The organism is Streptomyces sp. RPT161 (genome assembly GCF_027533845.1).
Lineage (GTDB): Bacteria > Actinomycetota > Actinomycetes > Streptomycetales > Streptomycetaceae > Streptantibioticus_A > Streptantibioticus_A silvisoli_A.
Genome location: NZ_JAPZVN010000008.1, coordinates 50009 through 65143, shown reverse-complemented (window position 1 = coordinate 65143; position 15135 = coordinate 50009). Strand labels below are relative to the sequence as shown.

At 72.9% G+C, this 15135-nt stretch carries 13 protein-coding genes; 8 read left to right on the top strand and 5 right to left on the bottom strand.

Annotation, left to right across the window (positions count from 1 at the left end):
• Nucleotides 1-180: 180 nt before the first annotated feature.
• Nucleotides 181-1632, top strand: coding sequence for an AlkA N-terminal domain-containing protein (locus O5O46_RS17915; protein WP_269856474.1), 1452 nt, complete (start codon nt 181-183; stop codon nt 1630-1632).
• Nucleotides 1629-2117, top strand: a complete 489-nt coding sequence (locus O5O46_RS17910; RefSeq protein ID WP_269856473.1) for a methylated-DNA--[protein]-cysteine S-methyltransferase — start codon at nt 1629-1631, stop codon at nt 2115-2117. The genes O5O46_RS17915 and O5O46_RS17910 overlap by 4 nt, the downstream gene beginning before the upstream one ends.
• Nucleotides 2118-2121: 4 nt before the next feature.
• On the opposite strand, the gene O5O46_RS17905 is transcribed toward O5O46_RS17910, so the two are convergent.
• Nucleotides 2122-2937, bottom strand: coding sequence for a polysaccharide deacetylase family protein (locus tag O5O46_RS17905; RefSeq protein WP_269856472.1), 816 nt, complete (start codon nt 2935-2937; stop codon nt 2122-2124).
• A gap of 121 nt (nt 2938-3058) precedes the next feature.
• On the opposite strand from O5O46_RS17905, the gene O5O46_RS17900 reads away from it, so the two are divergent.
• From O5O46_RS17900 to O5O46_RS17885, 4 genes are all read left to right on the top strand, one after another.
• Nucleotides 3059-3763, top strand: a complete 705-nt coding sequence (locus tag O5O46_RS17900) for a response regulator transcription factor (RefSeq protein ID WP_269856471.1) — start codon at nt 3059-3061, stop codon at nt 3761-3763.
• Nucleotides 3760-5247: an ATP-binding protein gene (locus tag O5O46_RS17895; RefSeq protein WP_269856470.1), complete on the top strand. Its 1488-nt coding sequence runs from the start codon at nt 3760-3762 to the stop codon at nt 5245-5247. Before O5O46_RS17900 ends, O5O46_RS17895 begins: the two co-directional genes overlap by 4 nt.
• Nucleotides 5247-5786 (top strand): hypothetical protein, encoded by a 540-nt coding sequence (locus tag O5O46_RS17890; protein WP_269856469.1) that lies wholly within the window; start codon nt 5247-5249, stop codon nt 5784-5786. Before O5O46_RS17895 ends, O5O46_RS17890 begins: the two co-directional genes overlap by 1 nt.
• Before the next feature lie 200 nt (nt 5787-5986).
• On the top strand, nt 5987-7009 hold the full coding sequence (locus tag O5O46_RS17885) for a protein phosphatase 2C domain-containing protein (RefSeq protein WP_269856468.1): 1023 nt from the start codon (nt 5987-5989) through the stop codon (nt 7007-7009).
• Nucleotides 7010-7104: 95 nt separating this feature from the next.
• On the opposite strand, the gene O5O46_RS17880 is transcribed toward O5O46_RS17885, so the two are convergent.
• Complete coding sequence (locus O5O46_RS17880) at nt 7105-10176, bottom strand: alpha-mannosidase (protein ID WP_269856467.1); 3072 nt, start codon at nt 10174-10176, stop codon at nt 7105-7107.
• Between the two features lie 215 nt (nt 10177-10391).
• On the opposite strand from O5O46_RS17880, the gene O5O46_RS17875 reads away from it, so the two are divergent.
• Nucleotides 10392-10910, top strand: coding sequence for an ATP-binding protein (locus O5O46_RS17875; RefSeq protein WP_269856466.1), 519 nt, complete (start codon nt 10392-10394; stop codon nt 10908-10910).
• A 128-nt stretch (nt 10911-11038) separates the two neighbouring features.
• On the opposite strand, the gene O5O46_RS17870 is transcribed toward O5O46_RS17875, so the two are convergent.
• Both O5O46_RS17870 and O5O46_RS17865 read right to left on the bottom strand, forming a co-directional pair.
• Nucleotides 11039-12130: a DUF2637 domain-containing protein gene (locus O5O46_RS17870; RefSeq protein ID WP_269856465.1), complete on the bottom strand. Its 1092-nt coding sequence runs from the start codon at nt 12128-12130 to the stop codon at nt 11039-11041.
• Between the two features lie 197 nt (nt 12131-12327).
• Nucleotides 12328-13155 (bottom strand): iron-sulfur protein, encoded by an 828-nt coding sequence (locus O5O46_RS17865; protein ID WP_269856464.1) that lies wholly within the window; start codon nt 13153-13155, stop codon nt 12328-12330.
• A gap of 225 nt (nt 13156-13380) precedes the next feature.
• Here O5O46_RS17865 and O5O46_RS17860 point away from each other — a divergent pair, with 225 nt between their 5' ends.
• Nucleotides 13381-14151 (top strand): GntR family transcriptional regulator, encoded by a 771-nt coding sequence (locus tag O5O46_RS17860; RefSeq protein ID WP_443072564.1) that lies wholly within the window; start codon nt 13381-13383, stop codon nt 14149-14151.
• A 167-nt stretch (nt 14152-14318) separates the two neighbouring features.
• Here O5O46_RS17860 and O5O46_RS17855 read toward each other — a convergent pair whose 3' ends face one another.
• Nucleotides 14319-15044 carry a hypothetical protein gene (locus O5O46_RS17855; RefSeq protein WP_269856661.1) on the bottom strand — a complete coding sequence of 242 codons (726 nt, stop codon included), beginning with the start codon at nt 15042-15044 and terminating at the stop codon, nt 14319-14321.
• Between the last annotated feature and the right edge of the window lie 91 nt (nt 15045-15135).

The following is a 15135-nucleotide window of genomic DNA, read 5'->3' as shown; positions in this document are numbered from 1 at the left end:
CGCGAGCTTCACGGTTTCTGCGTGCTCGTGACTTTCCCCCGCACCGCGATTTCACACCCGTTCTCCGTCGCAAGTCTGTTCCCGGCCGTCGTCTGCGGTGGAGTCCGTCAGGTCCGTCGCCGGACGGCGACGTCCGATTTCCGCCAGTCGAGGTGTCGGCGGTGCCGCAGACTGGGTCTTGTGATCGACGTGGAGACCGGATACCAAGCGGTACGCAGCCGGGACAGCCGGTTCGACGGGGTGTTCTTCACCGCCGTACGCACCACCGGCATCTACTGCCGCCCGAGCTGCCCCGCGGTGACCCCCAAGCAGGAGAACGTCACCTTCTACCCGACGGCCGCCGCCGCGCAGGGCGCCGGCTACCGCGCCTGCCGCCGCTGCCGTCCGGACGCGGTGCCCGGCTCGCCGGAGTGGGACGTCAGGGCGGACCTGGTCGGCAGGGCGATGCGGCTGATCCGGGACGGAATCGTGGACCGGGACGGCGTCGCGGGGCTGGCCGCCCGGCTCGGCTACAGCGCCCGCCAGGTGCACCGGCAGCTCACCGCCGAGGTCGGCGCCGGACCGGTGGCGCTGGCCCGCGCCCAGCGCGCGCAGGCCGCGCGGGTGCTGCTGCAGACCACCGACCTGCCGGTGACCCAGGTCGCCTTCGCGGCCGGGTTCGCGAGCGTACGGCAGTTCAACGACTCGATGCGGGAGATCTATGCCCGCACGCCCACCCAGCTGCGCGCCGTGACCCGCGGCCAGCGCGCCGCGGCCGGTCGGCCGCCCGGTGCGGCGCCCGGCGCCCCCGCGGTGCCCGCCGCCGGGGTGCCGCTGCGGCTCGCACACCGCGGACCGTACGACCCGACCGTCTTCGCCCTGCTCGCCCGACAGGCGGTACCCGGCGTCGAGGAGGTCACCGGCGAGCCCGGCGCGCGCACCTACCGCCGCACCCTGCGGCTGCCGTACGGCGTGGGGATCGCGGAGGTCGACGAGCCCGGGGCGAAGGACGGCGACGGCCGCTGGCTGGAGTGCCGACTGAGGCTGGCCGATCTGCGGGACCTGACCACCGCCGTGCAGCGGATGCGCCGTCTGTTCGACCTCGACGCCGACCCGGAGGCGGTCGCCGCGACACTGGGCGCCGATCCGCTGCTGGCCCCACTGCTGCGGAGAGCGCCCGGGCTGCGGTCGCCGGGGGCGGCGGACCCGCACGAACTGGCGGTGTGCGCCGTGCTCGACGCCCGGCCTGAGCGCACGTCCGCGCTGGTGACCGGGTACGGTGAGCCGTTGCCCGGCGGGCCCGACGGCGGGCTCACCCACCTCTTCCCGGCCGCTCGTACCCTCGCCGCGGCCGACCAGGCCGAGCTGCCGAAGCCGGTGCCCGCGCTGGCGGCCGCGCTGGCCGACGGCACGCTCTGCCTCGACCCCGGGGCGGACCGTGAACGGGCGCACCGCGCGCTGCTCGCGCTGCCCGGTGTCGACGAGTGGACGGCCGGATACATCCGGATGCGCGCACTCGGCGATCCGGACGTCTTCCTGCCCACTCCGGACACCACCCAGCGGGCCGCGAACGCCTGGCGCCCCTGGCGGTCGTACGCGCTACGGCACCTGTGGGCCGCGACCCCCCACAAGAACAGGATCGAAACACCATGACCGTCTACACCACGACCGACAGCCCCCTCGGCGAGTTGACCCTCGTCGGCGAGGAAACCCCGGACGAGGCCTTCGTGTTGACCTCCGTCACCGTACGGGGACAGCGCGGCGAAGTGACGGTGCAGCCTCGGTGGCGGTACGACCCGACTCCGTTCGTCGAGGCGGAGCGGCAGCTGAAGGCCTACTTCGCGGGGGAGTTGCGGGACTTCGACCTGCCCCTCGCGCCGCGCGGCACCGCGTTCCGCGAGCGGGTGTGGGCGGCGCTGGACACCATCCCGTACGGCAGCACCGTCACCTACCGCGAGCTGTCCGCCAGGGCGGGCTCGCCCGGGGCGGTCCGGGCGATCGGAGGCGCCGTGGGCGCCAACCCGCTGATGATCATCCGCCCGTGCCACCGGGTGATCGGCTCCGACGGCTCCCTCACCGGCTACGCCGGCGGCCTGGACCGCAAGCGCGCGCTGCTCACCCTGGAGGGCGTGCTGTGAGCGCCTAGCGGACCGGGAAGCCGAACCCGTACCCCTCCTGCTTGAGCTGCGGCAGTAGCCGCTCCAACGCGGCTACTGTCTGCGCGCGGTTGCCGCCGCCGTCGTGGAAGAGGATCGTCGGGCCGTTCCCCAGCTCGCCCAGCACCGTGCGCACGATGGTGCCGGTGCCCGGCTTCTCGAAGTCCTTGCTGTCCACGTTCCAGCCCAGCGGCCGCATCCCGTTGGCGGCGGCGGTCTGCCTGCTGTACGGGGTGAAGGCGCCGCCCGGTGCCCGGTAGTACATCGGCTTGACCCCGCCGGAGGCCTTCTCGATGTCCTGGGCGGCGTCCAGGATCTGCTGCTTCTGGTAGTCGTCGGACTTGTGGTCCATCGCCGTGTTGTGCGAGACCGAGTGGTCGCACAGCCGGTGGCTCTCCGCCACCACTTCCTTGACCAGATCGGGGTGGGCCGCGGCCTGCGGGCCGATCATGCAGAAGGTCGCCTTGACGCCGTTGTCCTTGAGCACCTTGAGGATCCTGGGGGTCCAGGTCGGGTCGGGGCCGTCGTCGATGGTGATGTTGACCGCCCTGCCGCCGCTCTCGCTGGCGTGCGCGATGTCCATGTTGACCTTGGGCGCCGGCAGTGCGGGGTCCGGGCTGGAGGTCTGGCCGGTGATCGGCGCCGGAGCGGAGGCGGAGGGCCGGACGGGCTTGGGCGCCGGGCCGGTGGGCTCGCCCGCCTGGGCGCTCCACCAGCCGGCCAGCAGTCCCGCCCCGGCGAGAGCCGCCACCGCTGCCGCCACCACACGCCTGTTGGCTGACCGAACTGCCTGCCGCACCATGATCCCCGGCCCTTCTGCACTTACGGTGTTCCGTTCGCGAATTCCTGTGGGGAGACGAGCGAAGCGCGGCGATGGATCCGCTTGTGACCGTTTGCTCATAAATCCCGTCGATACTTGACGCATGTCGCGAGTGCTTTTGATCGAAGATGACCCCGCGGTGCGGCACGGGGTCACCCTTGCCCTGCGCCGTCGCGGCCATGAGATCGAGGCGGCGGCGACCGGTGAGGCCGGGCTGGCCGCGCTGGAGACGTTCCGGCCCGACCTGGTGCTGCTCGACCTGATGCTGCCCGGCGCCTCCGGCTTCGAGGTGTGCCGGCGCATCCGCGCCACCCGGCAGCTACCGATCATCATGCTCACGGCACGCGGCGACGACATGGACGTGGTCCTCGGACTGGAGGCCGGGGCCGACGACTACATCGTCAAGCCCGCCCGCGGCGAGGTGCTGGAGGCGCGGATACGCGCCGTGCTGCGCCGCACCGCCCCCGCCGACGGCGACGGGGCGGACGGACTGCTGATGCCCCCGTCCGTCGAGACCTACGGGGACCTGAGCATCGACCGCGTGGGGCTGATCGTCACCAAGGACGGCGAGGACCTCGCGCTGCCGCCGTCCGAGATGAAGCTGCTGCTGTACCTGTCCGCCGCGCCCGGCCAGGTCTTCAGCCGCCAGCAACTGCTGGAGAGCGTCTGGGAGCACAGCTACCACGGCGACTCCCGGCTGGTGGACGCCTGTGTGATGCGGCTGCGCGCGAAGGTGGAGGACAACCCGCGCTCCCCGAAGTACATCCAGACCCTGCGCGGCTTCGGCTACCGCTTCGGGCCGCTGTGAGACGGCCCCGGATCCGCTGGTCGGCCGCGCGCGGCCTGCGCGCGCGGCTCGCGGTGGCGTTCCTGCTGGTCGCCGCGGTCAGTGCGCTGACCACCGCGGCGCTCACCTTCCAGGAGGCCAGGAAGGCCATCTTGCAGCGCAGCCAGGACACCGCGATCAACGCGCTGCGCTCGCAGGTCAACTCGCTCGCGCCCGACGTGCCCTTCCCGCCCAGCGCCGGCGACCTCCAGCACTTCGCCTACCAGCTCGACGGCGGCGGCCAGGCGCAGAACTGGCAGGCGTACGCCAGTTTCCAGAACGGCCCGCTGCTGCCGCAGCGCCCGGCCAACACCGGCACCGCCATCACCCCCCAACTGCGCGAGGCGGTGGCCGGCAAGGGAGTTCCGGTCTTCCAGCGGGTGATGAAGGACGGCCGCCCGTGGCTGGCGATCGGCATGCCGGTGTCGTACGCGGGCACCCTGCGCGCCCAGTCCGGCCTGGCCGTCTACGCGGAACTACCGCTCACCGCCGAACAGGCCAACACCGGCGCGCTGATCAAGGCCGCGGAGCGCGGCGCGGTGCCCGCCCTCGCGCTGTCCCTGGTGCCCGCGCTGCTCGCCGCGCAGGGCGTGCTGCGGCCGGTGCGCAGGCTGCGCAAGGCCGCCGGGGACATCGCGGCGGGCCGCCTCGACACCCGGCTCGACGTGCGCGGCGGCGACGAACTCGCCGACCTCTCCCGCACGTTCAACCACATGGCGGCGACGCTGGAGGAGAACGTGATCGAGTTGCGCCGCCTGGAGGCCACCGCCCGGCGCTTCGCCTCCGACGTCTCCCATGAACTGCGCACCCCGCTGGCCGCGATGACCGCGGTCACCGACGTACTGGACGAGGACGCGGCGGCGCTCGACCCGGACACCGCGGCGGCGGTACGGCTGGTGAGCGCGGAGACGGCGAAGCTGGTGCGGATGGTGGAGGACCTGATGGAGGTCTCCCGGTTCGACGCCGGGGCCGCCGCCTTGCACCTCGACGAGGTGGACGCGGCGGAGACGGTGCGCAAGTCCCTGCAGGCGCGCGGTTGGCAGGACCAGGTGGAAACCCGACTCGCGGGCCGGGTAAGGGCGTTGCTCGACCCCCGGCGGATCGACGTGGTCGTCGCCAACCTGGTCGGCAACGCACTGCGGCACGGCGGCGCACCGGTAAGGATCCGGCTCGCGGCCGGGGGAGGGCGCCTGCTGATCGAGGTCGCCGACAACGGTCCCGGCATACCGGACGAGGTGCTGCCGCACATCTTCGAGCGGTTCTACAAGGCCGACGCGGCCCGCGCCCGGTCCGAGGGCAGCGGACTGGGTCTGGCCATCGCCGAGGAGAACGTACGGCTGCACGGCGGCGAACTGCGCGCCGCCAACCGGCCGGAGGGCGGCGCGGTGTTCACCGTGGACCTGCCGCTGCGCGCCCGGGACCCGCACGCGCACCAACCATGCCCCCAGGACGGTGAGGAACAGTGATGGCGGTTAACCGGCGGTTGACGGCCGCCGCGTCGGGAGCCGTGGCGCTCGGCGCGCTCGTGGGGTGCGGCATCCAGCCCACCGGCGTCGTCGAGGCCGGGATTCCGGCGACGGGCGTCCATCCGCAGGCCACGGTGCGGCTGTACTTCGTCTCGCCGACCGGGCTGCAGTCGGTGACCCGGCCCGCGTCCGGCCCGGTCGGCCCCCAGGAGACGCTGGACCTGCTGCTCGGCGGCCCCAACAGCGCGGAGACCGCCCGCGGTATGACCACGGAACTGGCGCCGCCGATCGGCGTGGCCAAGGTCGTCACCGGCAACCAGCAGGTGCGGATCGTGATGTCCACCGACGTCACCCGGCTCACCCCGAACGCGGTCAGCCAGTTGACGTGTACGGCGGCCAACGCCGCCGCCAAGGAGGGCGACGGCACCGCCGCCGACATCGACGTCCGCGTGACCAGCGGCCACACCACCCTGGGCCCCCTCCGCTGCGCGGTCCCCTCCTCCCCACCCACCCCCGCCCCGGCGACGACGGCACCGTAGGGACGGCGTCGGAGGCAAGTCCCCGACGCCTCTTCGGTCACCGCCGAGAGCAAGACCCGCCGGTGCGGCGGGCGACTGCCGCCAGGCGGCACCGCGAAATTCGAACGTACCCCCGTTCGGGGCCCTCGAACGGGGCTGGCGAAGCGTAGCGTTCTGGTGAGAACCGTTTCCGCAGCCGTGTTGCCGCGGACAATAGGGACATGAGTCATCTGGGGGAGCGGCACCACCACGACGACACATGGTGGCGGCGGCTCTACGACGACGAAGGGACAGCGGACCTGCCCGGCGCACCGCCGGACGGTTCGCTGGACGAGCACTTCGCCACCGTACGGCGGGCCTTCCTGGGCCCGCCGGTACCCGCGCCACGGCCGTCGGCGGAGGTCATCCACGTGGGGGACCGGCCGCCCACCTACGACGCCGAGCCCACCGCCTGGCCGTGCGCCGACCCCGAGCGACTGGACGACCTGGTCCCCGACACCGTGCTCGACGGCGCGCGGTACGGGCGGTTGACGGTGCGTGCCGTCTCCGGGCGCGGCGACTCCGCGCGCTACCGTGGCGCACCGCGCGCCGACGCCCTGCTCACCGCCCGGTTCGGCACCGGAGACGACGCACTGCTGTTCCTCGCCGTCGCGGGCGGCACCCGGGCCGCCGACGACGCGCCGCGCGCCGCCCACGACGCCTGCCACGCCCTCGGCAGCGCGGTGGGCCGCAACCTCCCCCGGCTCGCCGAGGACATACGGTCGGGACAGCGCGGCGCGCTCAAGGCGGGGCTGCGCCGCCTCACCGCGCGGGCCTACGGAAGGCCGCACACCGACGGCGAATCCCCCGTGGCGCCGCACGACTTCGTGGCGTCGCTGCGCTGCCTGCTGCTGCCGCTGGACCCCGACTGCCGGACCCGGGTCTTCTTCGGTCTCGGCTCCGGCGGCCTGTTCCGGCTGCGCGACGGCCAGTGGCAGGACCTCGACCCGGACGCCGAACCCGAGGACGCGGGCACCCGGTTCCGGTTCCGCGCCTCGGTGGCACAGTGCGGAGATACGTTGCTGCTGTGCAGCGCCGGGCTCGCCGACCCGCTGCGCGACACACCGGAGTTGTCCGAGCACCTCGCACGGCGCTGGGGTCGGGCGGACGAACCACCCGGCCTCACCGCGTTCCTCGCCGACACCGCGACCAGGGTCAAGGGCTACGCCGACGACCGTACCGCCGTCGCGGTGTGGGAGGGCTGAACCCCCCTGCGGGAAAGGGAGTTGGGGGCTTGCCCCCGCGAGGACCCGGCGCGACGGCGAGCGACGACCAGGCCGCCCGCGGCGGCGGCCCGCACTCAGGATCCGCCGGAAGGCCTCAGCCGCAGGGTCGTGATCTGGAACGGCCGCAGTCGCAGTGCGATCCGGTCGCCGTCCGCGGCGGCGGGCTCCCGTGGCTGCTCCAGTAGATCGGTGACCTCCGCCCGGGCCACCGGGAAACCCGCGGACAGTGTGGCGCGCGCCCGGCCGCCACGCGACTCGTAGAGCCGGACCACCACGTCGCCGGAGCGGTCGTCGGCCAGCTTGACCGACTCGACGGTGATCGCCGGATCGTCCACCGCGACCAGCGGGTCCACCGGCGCACTGGTGGCCGCCGGACGCAACGGCAGGTTGAGCGCCAGCCCTTCGGCCACCGCATCGCCGATCCCCGCCCCGGGCAGCAGCGCGTAGCGGAACCGGTGCGTGCCCTGGTCGGTCTCCGGGTCCGGGCTGTGCGGCGCCCGCAGCAGCGTCAGCCGGACCGTGGTGACCGTCCCGGCCGCCCCGGAACCGCGGCTGGTGTCATGGCCGTACGTCGAGTCGTTGAGCACCGCCACGCCGTAGCCCGGCTCGGCCACGTGCGTCCAGCGGTGCGCACAGGTCTCGAACCGGGCCGCGTCCCAACTGGTGTTGGTGTGCGTCGGCCGGTACACGTGTCCGAACTGGATCTCGGACGCGGCCCGTTCGGCGTGCACGTCGAGCGCGAACGCGGCCTTGAGCACCTTCTCCGACTCGTGCCAGTCGACCTCGGTGGTGATGTCCATCCGCCTGCTGCCCGCCTGCAGCGCGATGTCCTGCACCACTCGCGAGCTCCCGAACTCCCGTACCACGCGCACCACCGCGCGCAGCGGCCCCGGCTCGGTGAGCGTCACCGACTCGGCGGCCACCAGGTCGGTGTGCTTGCGCCGGTAGTGCCGGTCGATGTCCCAGGCGTCCCACTTGTTGGGGTGGTCCGGGTGGATCTGGAGCAGGTTGCCCCGGCTGCCGGGCGCGAGTACCTCGCGCTCCGCCACCTTGTCGTACACCGAGTTGAGCAGACCGTCGGAGTCCACGGCCACCCGCAGCAGGTCGTTCTCCAGCACATGCCCGCCGGGATCGGCGTGCGCCTCCACCCGTACCCCGCGCGGCGGTTCGGCCGCCCCGGCCGCCCCCAGCGCGGGCACCTCGGCCCACACGGTGCGTCCGTCGCGCAGCGTCACGGCCTCTGCGCGCGGGTAGGGCGCGGCGTTGAGCAGCACCGTCTCGCCGCCCGCGGCGGTGCCGCCCAGCGCCGCGACCGCACCGTCGATGATCCGCTCCAGCTCGGCGCGCACCCGCTCGTAGGTGTCCCGGGCCTCCCGGTGCACCCAGGCGATGGAGCTGCCCGGCAGGATGTCATGGAACTGGTGCAGCAGCACCGTCTTCCAGATCCGGTCCAGGTCGTCGTACGGATAGGCGTACCCCGGTACCCGCAGCGCGGCGGTGGCCGCCCACAACTCCGCCTCGCGCAGCAGGTGTTCACTGCGCCGGTTGCCCTGCTTGGTCTTGGCCTGGGTGGTGTACGTGGCGCGGTGCAGTTCCAGGTACATCTCGCCGGACCACACCGGCGCCCGCTCACCGTATTCCGCTTCGGCCGCGGTGAAGAACGCCGACGGCCGGTCGACGGCCACCCGCGGTGACCCCTCCAGAGAACGCAGCCGCCGCGCCTTCTCCAGCATTTCGCGGGTCGGCCCGCCGCCCCCGTCCCCGTAGCCGAAGGGCACCAGCGAATGGGTCGCCAGTCCCTTCTCGGCGAAGTTCCGTACCGCGTGTGCGAGTTCCGAGGCGCGCATCTCGCAGTTGTAGGTGTCGACCGGCGGGAAATGGGTGAACACCCGGGTGCCGTCGATTCCCTCCCACCAGAAGGTGTGGTGCGGCATCTTGTTGGACTGGTTCCAGGACATCTTCTGGGTGAGGAACCAGCGGACCCCGGCGAGCCTGGCGAGTTGCGGAAAGGCGGCGGTGTACCCGAAGGAGTCGGGAAGCCAGATCTCCTGGGTGTCCACGCCGAGTTCCTCGCGGAAGAACCGTTTTCCATGGGTGATCTGCCGGGCCAGCGCCTCACCGCCGGGCATGTTGGCGTCCGATTCCACCCACATGGACCCCACCGGGGCCCAGTTGCCGCTTGCCACGGCCTTCTTGATGCGCTCCCAGATGTGCGGCTGGTTCTCCTTCACCCACGCGTACTGCTGTGCCTGGGAGCAGGAGAACACCAACTCCGGGTATTCCCGGGCGAGATCGGTGACATTGGCGAAGGTGCGGGACGCCTTGCGCACCGTCTCGCGCAGCGGCCACAGCCATGCGGAGTCGATGTGCGCATGACCGGTCGCGGTGAGCCGGTGGGCGCTGGCGTGTGCGGGACGGGCCAGGACCTCGGCCAGCTCGGCCCGGGCGGCCACCGCGGTACCGGCGACGTCGTGCAGGTCGAGCGCGTCCAGCGCGCTTTCCAGGGCGCGCAGGATCTCGTGGCGGCGCGGATCGTCCATCGGCAGCTCGTGCATCAGCTCCGACAGCACCTCGATGTCGAAGACCAGATGCCACACGTTCTCGTCCAGCACCGCCAGTTCCGCGGACCCGAACCGGTACAGCGGCGCGTCCCCGGCGGTGGTGATGTCGCCCAGCCGGGTCGGCCGGAAGTCCCGCAGCACCTGTGGGTTCGCCGCCGCCTCCAGCAGCAGCCGCACCGGCTCGCCGCCCGCCACCGGGGAGCCCACCGGCACCTGCCGGTTGCGCGGATGGACGCCCTTGATCGGCACGCCCTCCCAGTCGTAGACCAGCCCCTCCGCCTGGAAGCCCGGATGCACCCCGGTGAAGCCCGGATCGAGCAGCGCCTCGACCCGGCGCCCCGCCCACTCCTGCGGCACGGTGCCCTCGATACGGAACCAGCTGGTGGACCACGGAGCGCCCCATTCCGTGCCCGGCGAGAACGGCTCGTAGGCGGCCTTCAGCGCCTCCTCCACGGGCACCGGCTCGCCCCGTACGTGCCAGGCGCGCACCGTCATCGGGGTGCGCGCCGAATACACCGCGTCTTTGATGAACTGGGCGAGCGCCCGTTCCAGACGCCCCTCCACCAGCAAGCGATCGTCGTGCATCGCGGCTCCTCCCGCTGCGCCAAGCCGTCGGCCACCGCCGAAAGCCGTCCGCCATCGCACACCATTCCCAGGGGACCATTCCCCGTACCGGCGGGGCGACCCCCGAGGGATCCGACAAGACATCCCGGTTCGGGGAGTGGACCGCGGCCGGTTGGGAATGCATTCGGCGACGCACGTTCGAAGGGGGACACGTGACGGGGGCCGGAGCGGAATCAATGGACCGACTGTCGGGGGAACGGGTGGCACGGGACGGCAATGTGGTGTCCCATGGATCACGGGGGTCTCGGATATCCCGGGGAAAGCACGCGGTACGCGGCGCCCGGACGCCCCAACGCAACACACACCGGCGGGAGTTGCGCCGTCAGCTACGGCGCGCCGACCTGCCCGCCGTAGGGGAGGTGCGCGCACTGCTGCGGGACCAGTTACGCCGCTGGGAGGTGCCCGGCCTGGTCGACACGGCCGAGCTGCTGACCAGCGAACTGGTGACCAACGCGCTGGTGCACACGGATCAGGGGGCGGTGTTCACCGCGAGGCTGACCGGTGGTGCCGAGGGCCGGTTGCGGGTCGAGGTGCGTGACTTCAGCGCACGGCGCCCGAAGCCCCGCCAGGCTACCGACCACACGCCGTCCGGGCGCGGGCTGCTGCTGGTCAAGGAGCTCGCCGACGCCTGGGGGGTACGGGTGCAGCGGCTGGGCAAGACGGTGTGGTTCGAGCTGGCGGCGGCGTCCGCCTGAGCCGAACGCGACGGTCCCCGCGCCGGGTTGGCACGGGGACCGGGCTTAGAGGAACGGTTTCTGCGGACCGTGTCCCGCGCGAGGCGGGGCGGCCCGGGGTTCGACGGAACCGATTCGGCGGTGCGGACTCAGCCGAACTGCCGTTCAAGGTCCTTGAGTTTGGCCTCCAGCGAGTCCAGCCGCGGCAGCGCCTGGGTGTCGTCCTCGGCAGTCAGATCGACAACGGCGGGGCCGGATTCACCGGTGACGGGCTGCAGCGCCGGGCGGGGGCGTACGGGTAGCTCTGCCGCCTCGGCTATGACGGGCTCCGCGAGCTCGACCTGGGCGGCGGGCGTACCGCCGGTGGCCCCGGTACCGGTGTCGGGCGCGGTGGCGCCCTGGGCGGCCGGGGCGAGCTCCACCTGGCGGCCACCGCGGTGCTGTCCCCAGCCCCGGTGCTGGCGGGCGATCGCCTTGATGCGGGCGCGCTCCAGCCGGTCGTGGTCGCGGCGGCGCCTGCGGTTGCGCTCCTTCTCCCGGCGGTCGTCGCGGACCTCCTCGACCGCCTCGTCCAGAGTGCGGACGTTCTCCAGCAGCATCAGCGACCAGGCGCGGTAGGTCTCACGTGGTGCGCGCATCCAGCGCACCATACGGATCTGCGGCAGCGGACGGGGCACCAGCCCCTGCTCGCGCAGCGCGGCCCTGCGGGTCTGCTTCAGCGCCCGGTCGAACAGCACGGCGGCCGACAGCGACATCCCGGCGAAGAACTCCGGCGCCCCGGCGTGGCCCAGACCGCGCGGCGCGTGCACCCAGTTGAACCAGGCGGAGGCCGCCGCGAACGTCCACACCAGCATGCGTGAGCCGAGCGCCGCGTCACCGTGGCTGGCCTCGCGCACCGCGAGCACCGAGCAGAACATGGCCGCGCCGTCCAGGCCGAACGGCACCAGGTACTCCCAGCCGCCGTCCAGGCTCAGGTTCTGCCGCCCGAAGCCGACCAGGCCGTGGAACGACAGCGCCGCCGCGACCGCGGCGCAGCAGAACAGCAGCACATACGAGGCGCTGCCGTACATCGCCTCCTTCTGCCGCCGCCGCTCCTCCCCGCGCTCCCAGGAGTCCAGTTGCTCACCCTGCGCCGCCTTGGCCCGGCGACCGCGCACCACCACCGTCCCCGTGGCCGCCAGAACCGCCAGTCCCACGGCGCCCGACAGCGTCCAATCCAGCGATATGTCCGTAAGTCTCATCTGTGGTGGTTCCCTTGTTTCGCTTGTGTTCGCGCTGCGCGCCATCCTGGCGAATGACCCGCGTTCCCGAGGCGGTTTCGGGACAAGAGAACGCCAACGAGCGGGTGTTTCCGGGAGGCGGTGTGCGAAGTCTCGAACTACCGAACGGAGTTAGGTGAGTTGAGGCAATCGGCCGCACCCTATCAGGTGACGTGCCATCATTTCGCTTGCCGTTCCGCTTCGGCTCCGGTGCGTTCGATCCGCTGCGCGTCGCAGGTGCGCGGGCAGGTGACGCAGGGGTTTTCGGGGCGCAGCGTGTAGAACAGGCAGCAGGTCAGCCGGTCCCGGGTGTGCCTGCGCGAAAGCGCCCGGAATCCGGCGCCACCGGGGTACGGGGGAGTGCCGCCGGGCAGCAGCGCGTCCAACTCTGCGACCGCGCGGTCCTCCTCGCCGAGCAGCCGGGCGACATGCCAGAGGCCCTCGGTGATCTCGTCGCAGACCATTCCCCACAGCGCGTGCGGCCCGCGCCGGGTGCGCGCCCGGAACGCGTCGAGCAGCGGCCCCACGTGCTCGGCGATCGCACCGCGCAGAGCCCCCCGCAGCGCCGCCGCGTCCGGTACGGTCACCGCGCCCGGCCATCCGGCCGCCGGATCGTCCGGCAGGCACACCAGGGCGGCGGAGCGCACGGTCATCCAGTCGGCCGTCCGGTGGAACGACACGTCGGCCAACCCCACCCGGGGCACCCTGCGGTGCAGGAACCACGGCACGGTGAACAGCAGGCACGCGGGCCAGACGTAGCGGTGGAAGGCCAGGCTCGCCACCACATGGGGACGCGCCCGCGTGCCGTACTCCCGCAGGATCCCGGTCCCCACCCCGGCCAGGAACTCATCCAGCGTGCTGCCGCACTCGGCCAGTCGGTGTGCCCCGAGCCAGCCGTCACCGGTGCGCGGCGGCTCCTCGGTGACCCGCAGCCCGGCGAGGACCTCGGCGAGACGCGCGTAGGACGCGGCGAGCGGCGAGCCGCGGCGGAGCATGGCCGAGGGCATGGGCGAACCGTCCTGACCGGCGGGCCGGACACGTCCGGCGGCGGAGAACCAGCTACAGAGATCCACGCAGGGAAGCCTTACCTTAGCTGAACCGCGTCCGGCATGCCGCCGATGTGCGTCACCGGTGTCGAGTGGTGAAATAGGGGGCATTCGCCCGTACGGATGAATGTCGGTACGCCATGCGACAACACGTCAACGGGCTCATTGGACGATCGATCGACGCAGCTGGAGGAGGCCCCGGTGGAACAGGGCGCGCGGCCGCGCACGCGCGGCGCCGGGGCGCCGGCACGGGTGCCGGGCCAGGGACGGCCGGCGACGCCGTCGGAGACCAGGCTCGAACCGCTGGGTGGCGCGCGTGGCGCGCGTCCGCACGACGAGCCGGGGCCGGCCTGCCCGGCGCGCCGCCTGCCGGAGCGGTTGTCGCTGCGCGACCAGGTGCTGCGGGGGCTGCGGGACGCGCTGGTGACCGGCGAACTGCGGCCCGGGGTGGTCTACTCGGCGCCCGCCCTCGCCGAGCGGTTCGACGTGTCGGCCACCCCCGTGCGGGAGGCGATGCAGCAACTGGCCAGGGAAGGGGCTGTGGAGGTCGTCCAGAACCGCGGCTTCCGGGTGGCCGAGCGCACCGCGCGGGACCGGGCCGAGCTGGCCGAGGTTCGGGCACTGCTCGAAGTGCCGGTGATGCTGCGGTTGGCGCGCGGTGTGCCCGGCGAGCGGTGGGACTCGCTTCGGCCGCTCGCCCAGGCGGCGGTGGCCGCCGCGGCGGACGGCGACCGGGCGGCCTACGCGGAGGCGGACCGCGCCTTCCACGGCGCGGTGCTCGGGTTCGCCGGGAACTCCCAACTCGTGATCGTCGCCGACCAGTTGCACAGGCGCGCCCAGTGGGCGCATACCGTGGAACTCATGGCTGACGCCCTGGAGCACGTGACCCTGCTGGACGCCCTCGTCGAGGGCGACATCCCGGCGGCCGAATCCGTGGTCCGCGGCCACTTCGCGTAACGCCTACGGCGCGGCTCCTGTTCATGGCCGGTTCCGGTCGGCTCGGCACGGCCGGACTCCGCCGTCGTGGCCGCTCGCCGTCCCGACGGAGCTTCTCGGGGGCGAGCCCGCACGCCCGCGAGTGAGGGAAATGCGGCGAGCCGCCGAGTCGGCTCCGCCCGAAAGACCTACAGCGTGTCGCGAAGCCAGATCGGGAGGTCGCCGAGGAGGTGGAAGACGCGGGACGCCTCCTTGCGCAGGCGGGTGGATTCCGGTTCGGATTCCACCTGCGCCAGGGAAACCATCGCTGGCGGTGTGCCGATCAGAAAGTCCAGCTCCTCGCGGATCCGCAGGCATTCCGCGAATCCATAGCGCGCCTCGGCCAACTCCCCGTCCTGCAGGGCCAGTCCGGCCAGATGGCGCCATGTCGAGGAGGCCAGCAGACGGTCACCGTGCGCGGTGGCGCCCGCGTGCGCGCGCCGGAAGGCGAGCCGCGCGCCCGCCGGGTCGCCGGTGAGGTTCTCCGCGAGCATTCCGCGCCGGAAGTCCAGCAGCGCCCGGTCCGCCGCCCCCGGCGCCAGCAGCGCGGCGCTGCGGCCCAGTGCGGAGCGGGCCTCGTCGGACCGGTCCCGCACCCCGAACATCGTGGCCGTGTAGGCCAGTTGGCCCCGCTCGCAGGCCGCGCGCCCGCGCTCCTCGTCGGTACCGGCCAGCGCCTCCGCGGTACGCAGGGCGTCCTCCGCCTCGGCCCATCCGTCGCCGGTGAACACGCACCGTTCGATCAGCAGTGCCGCCCGGCGCAGCGCGGAGTGCGGTGAGCCGTCGCCGTCCAGCAGTGCCGCCGCCTGCGCCCAGCGCCCGCGCGACCGCAGCCGCCACACCGCGGGCGGATCCGGGGGACCGCCGTGCGCGATGCCGTCGGTCTTGTGCGTCTCCGCCTTGGAGGCGTCTGCCACAGTCCCCTCCCGCGCGCCGTCGGTACGCGAAGTTCAGCACGGCACACGG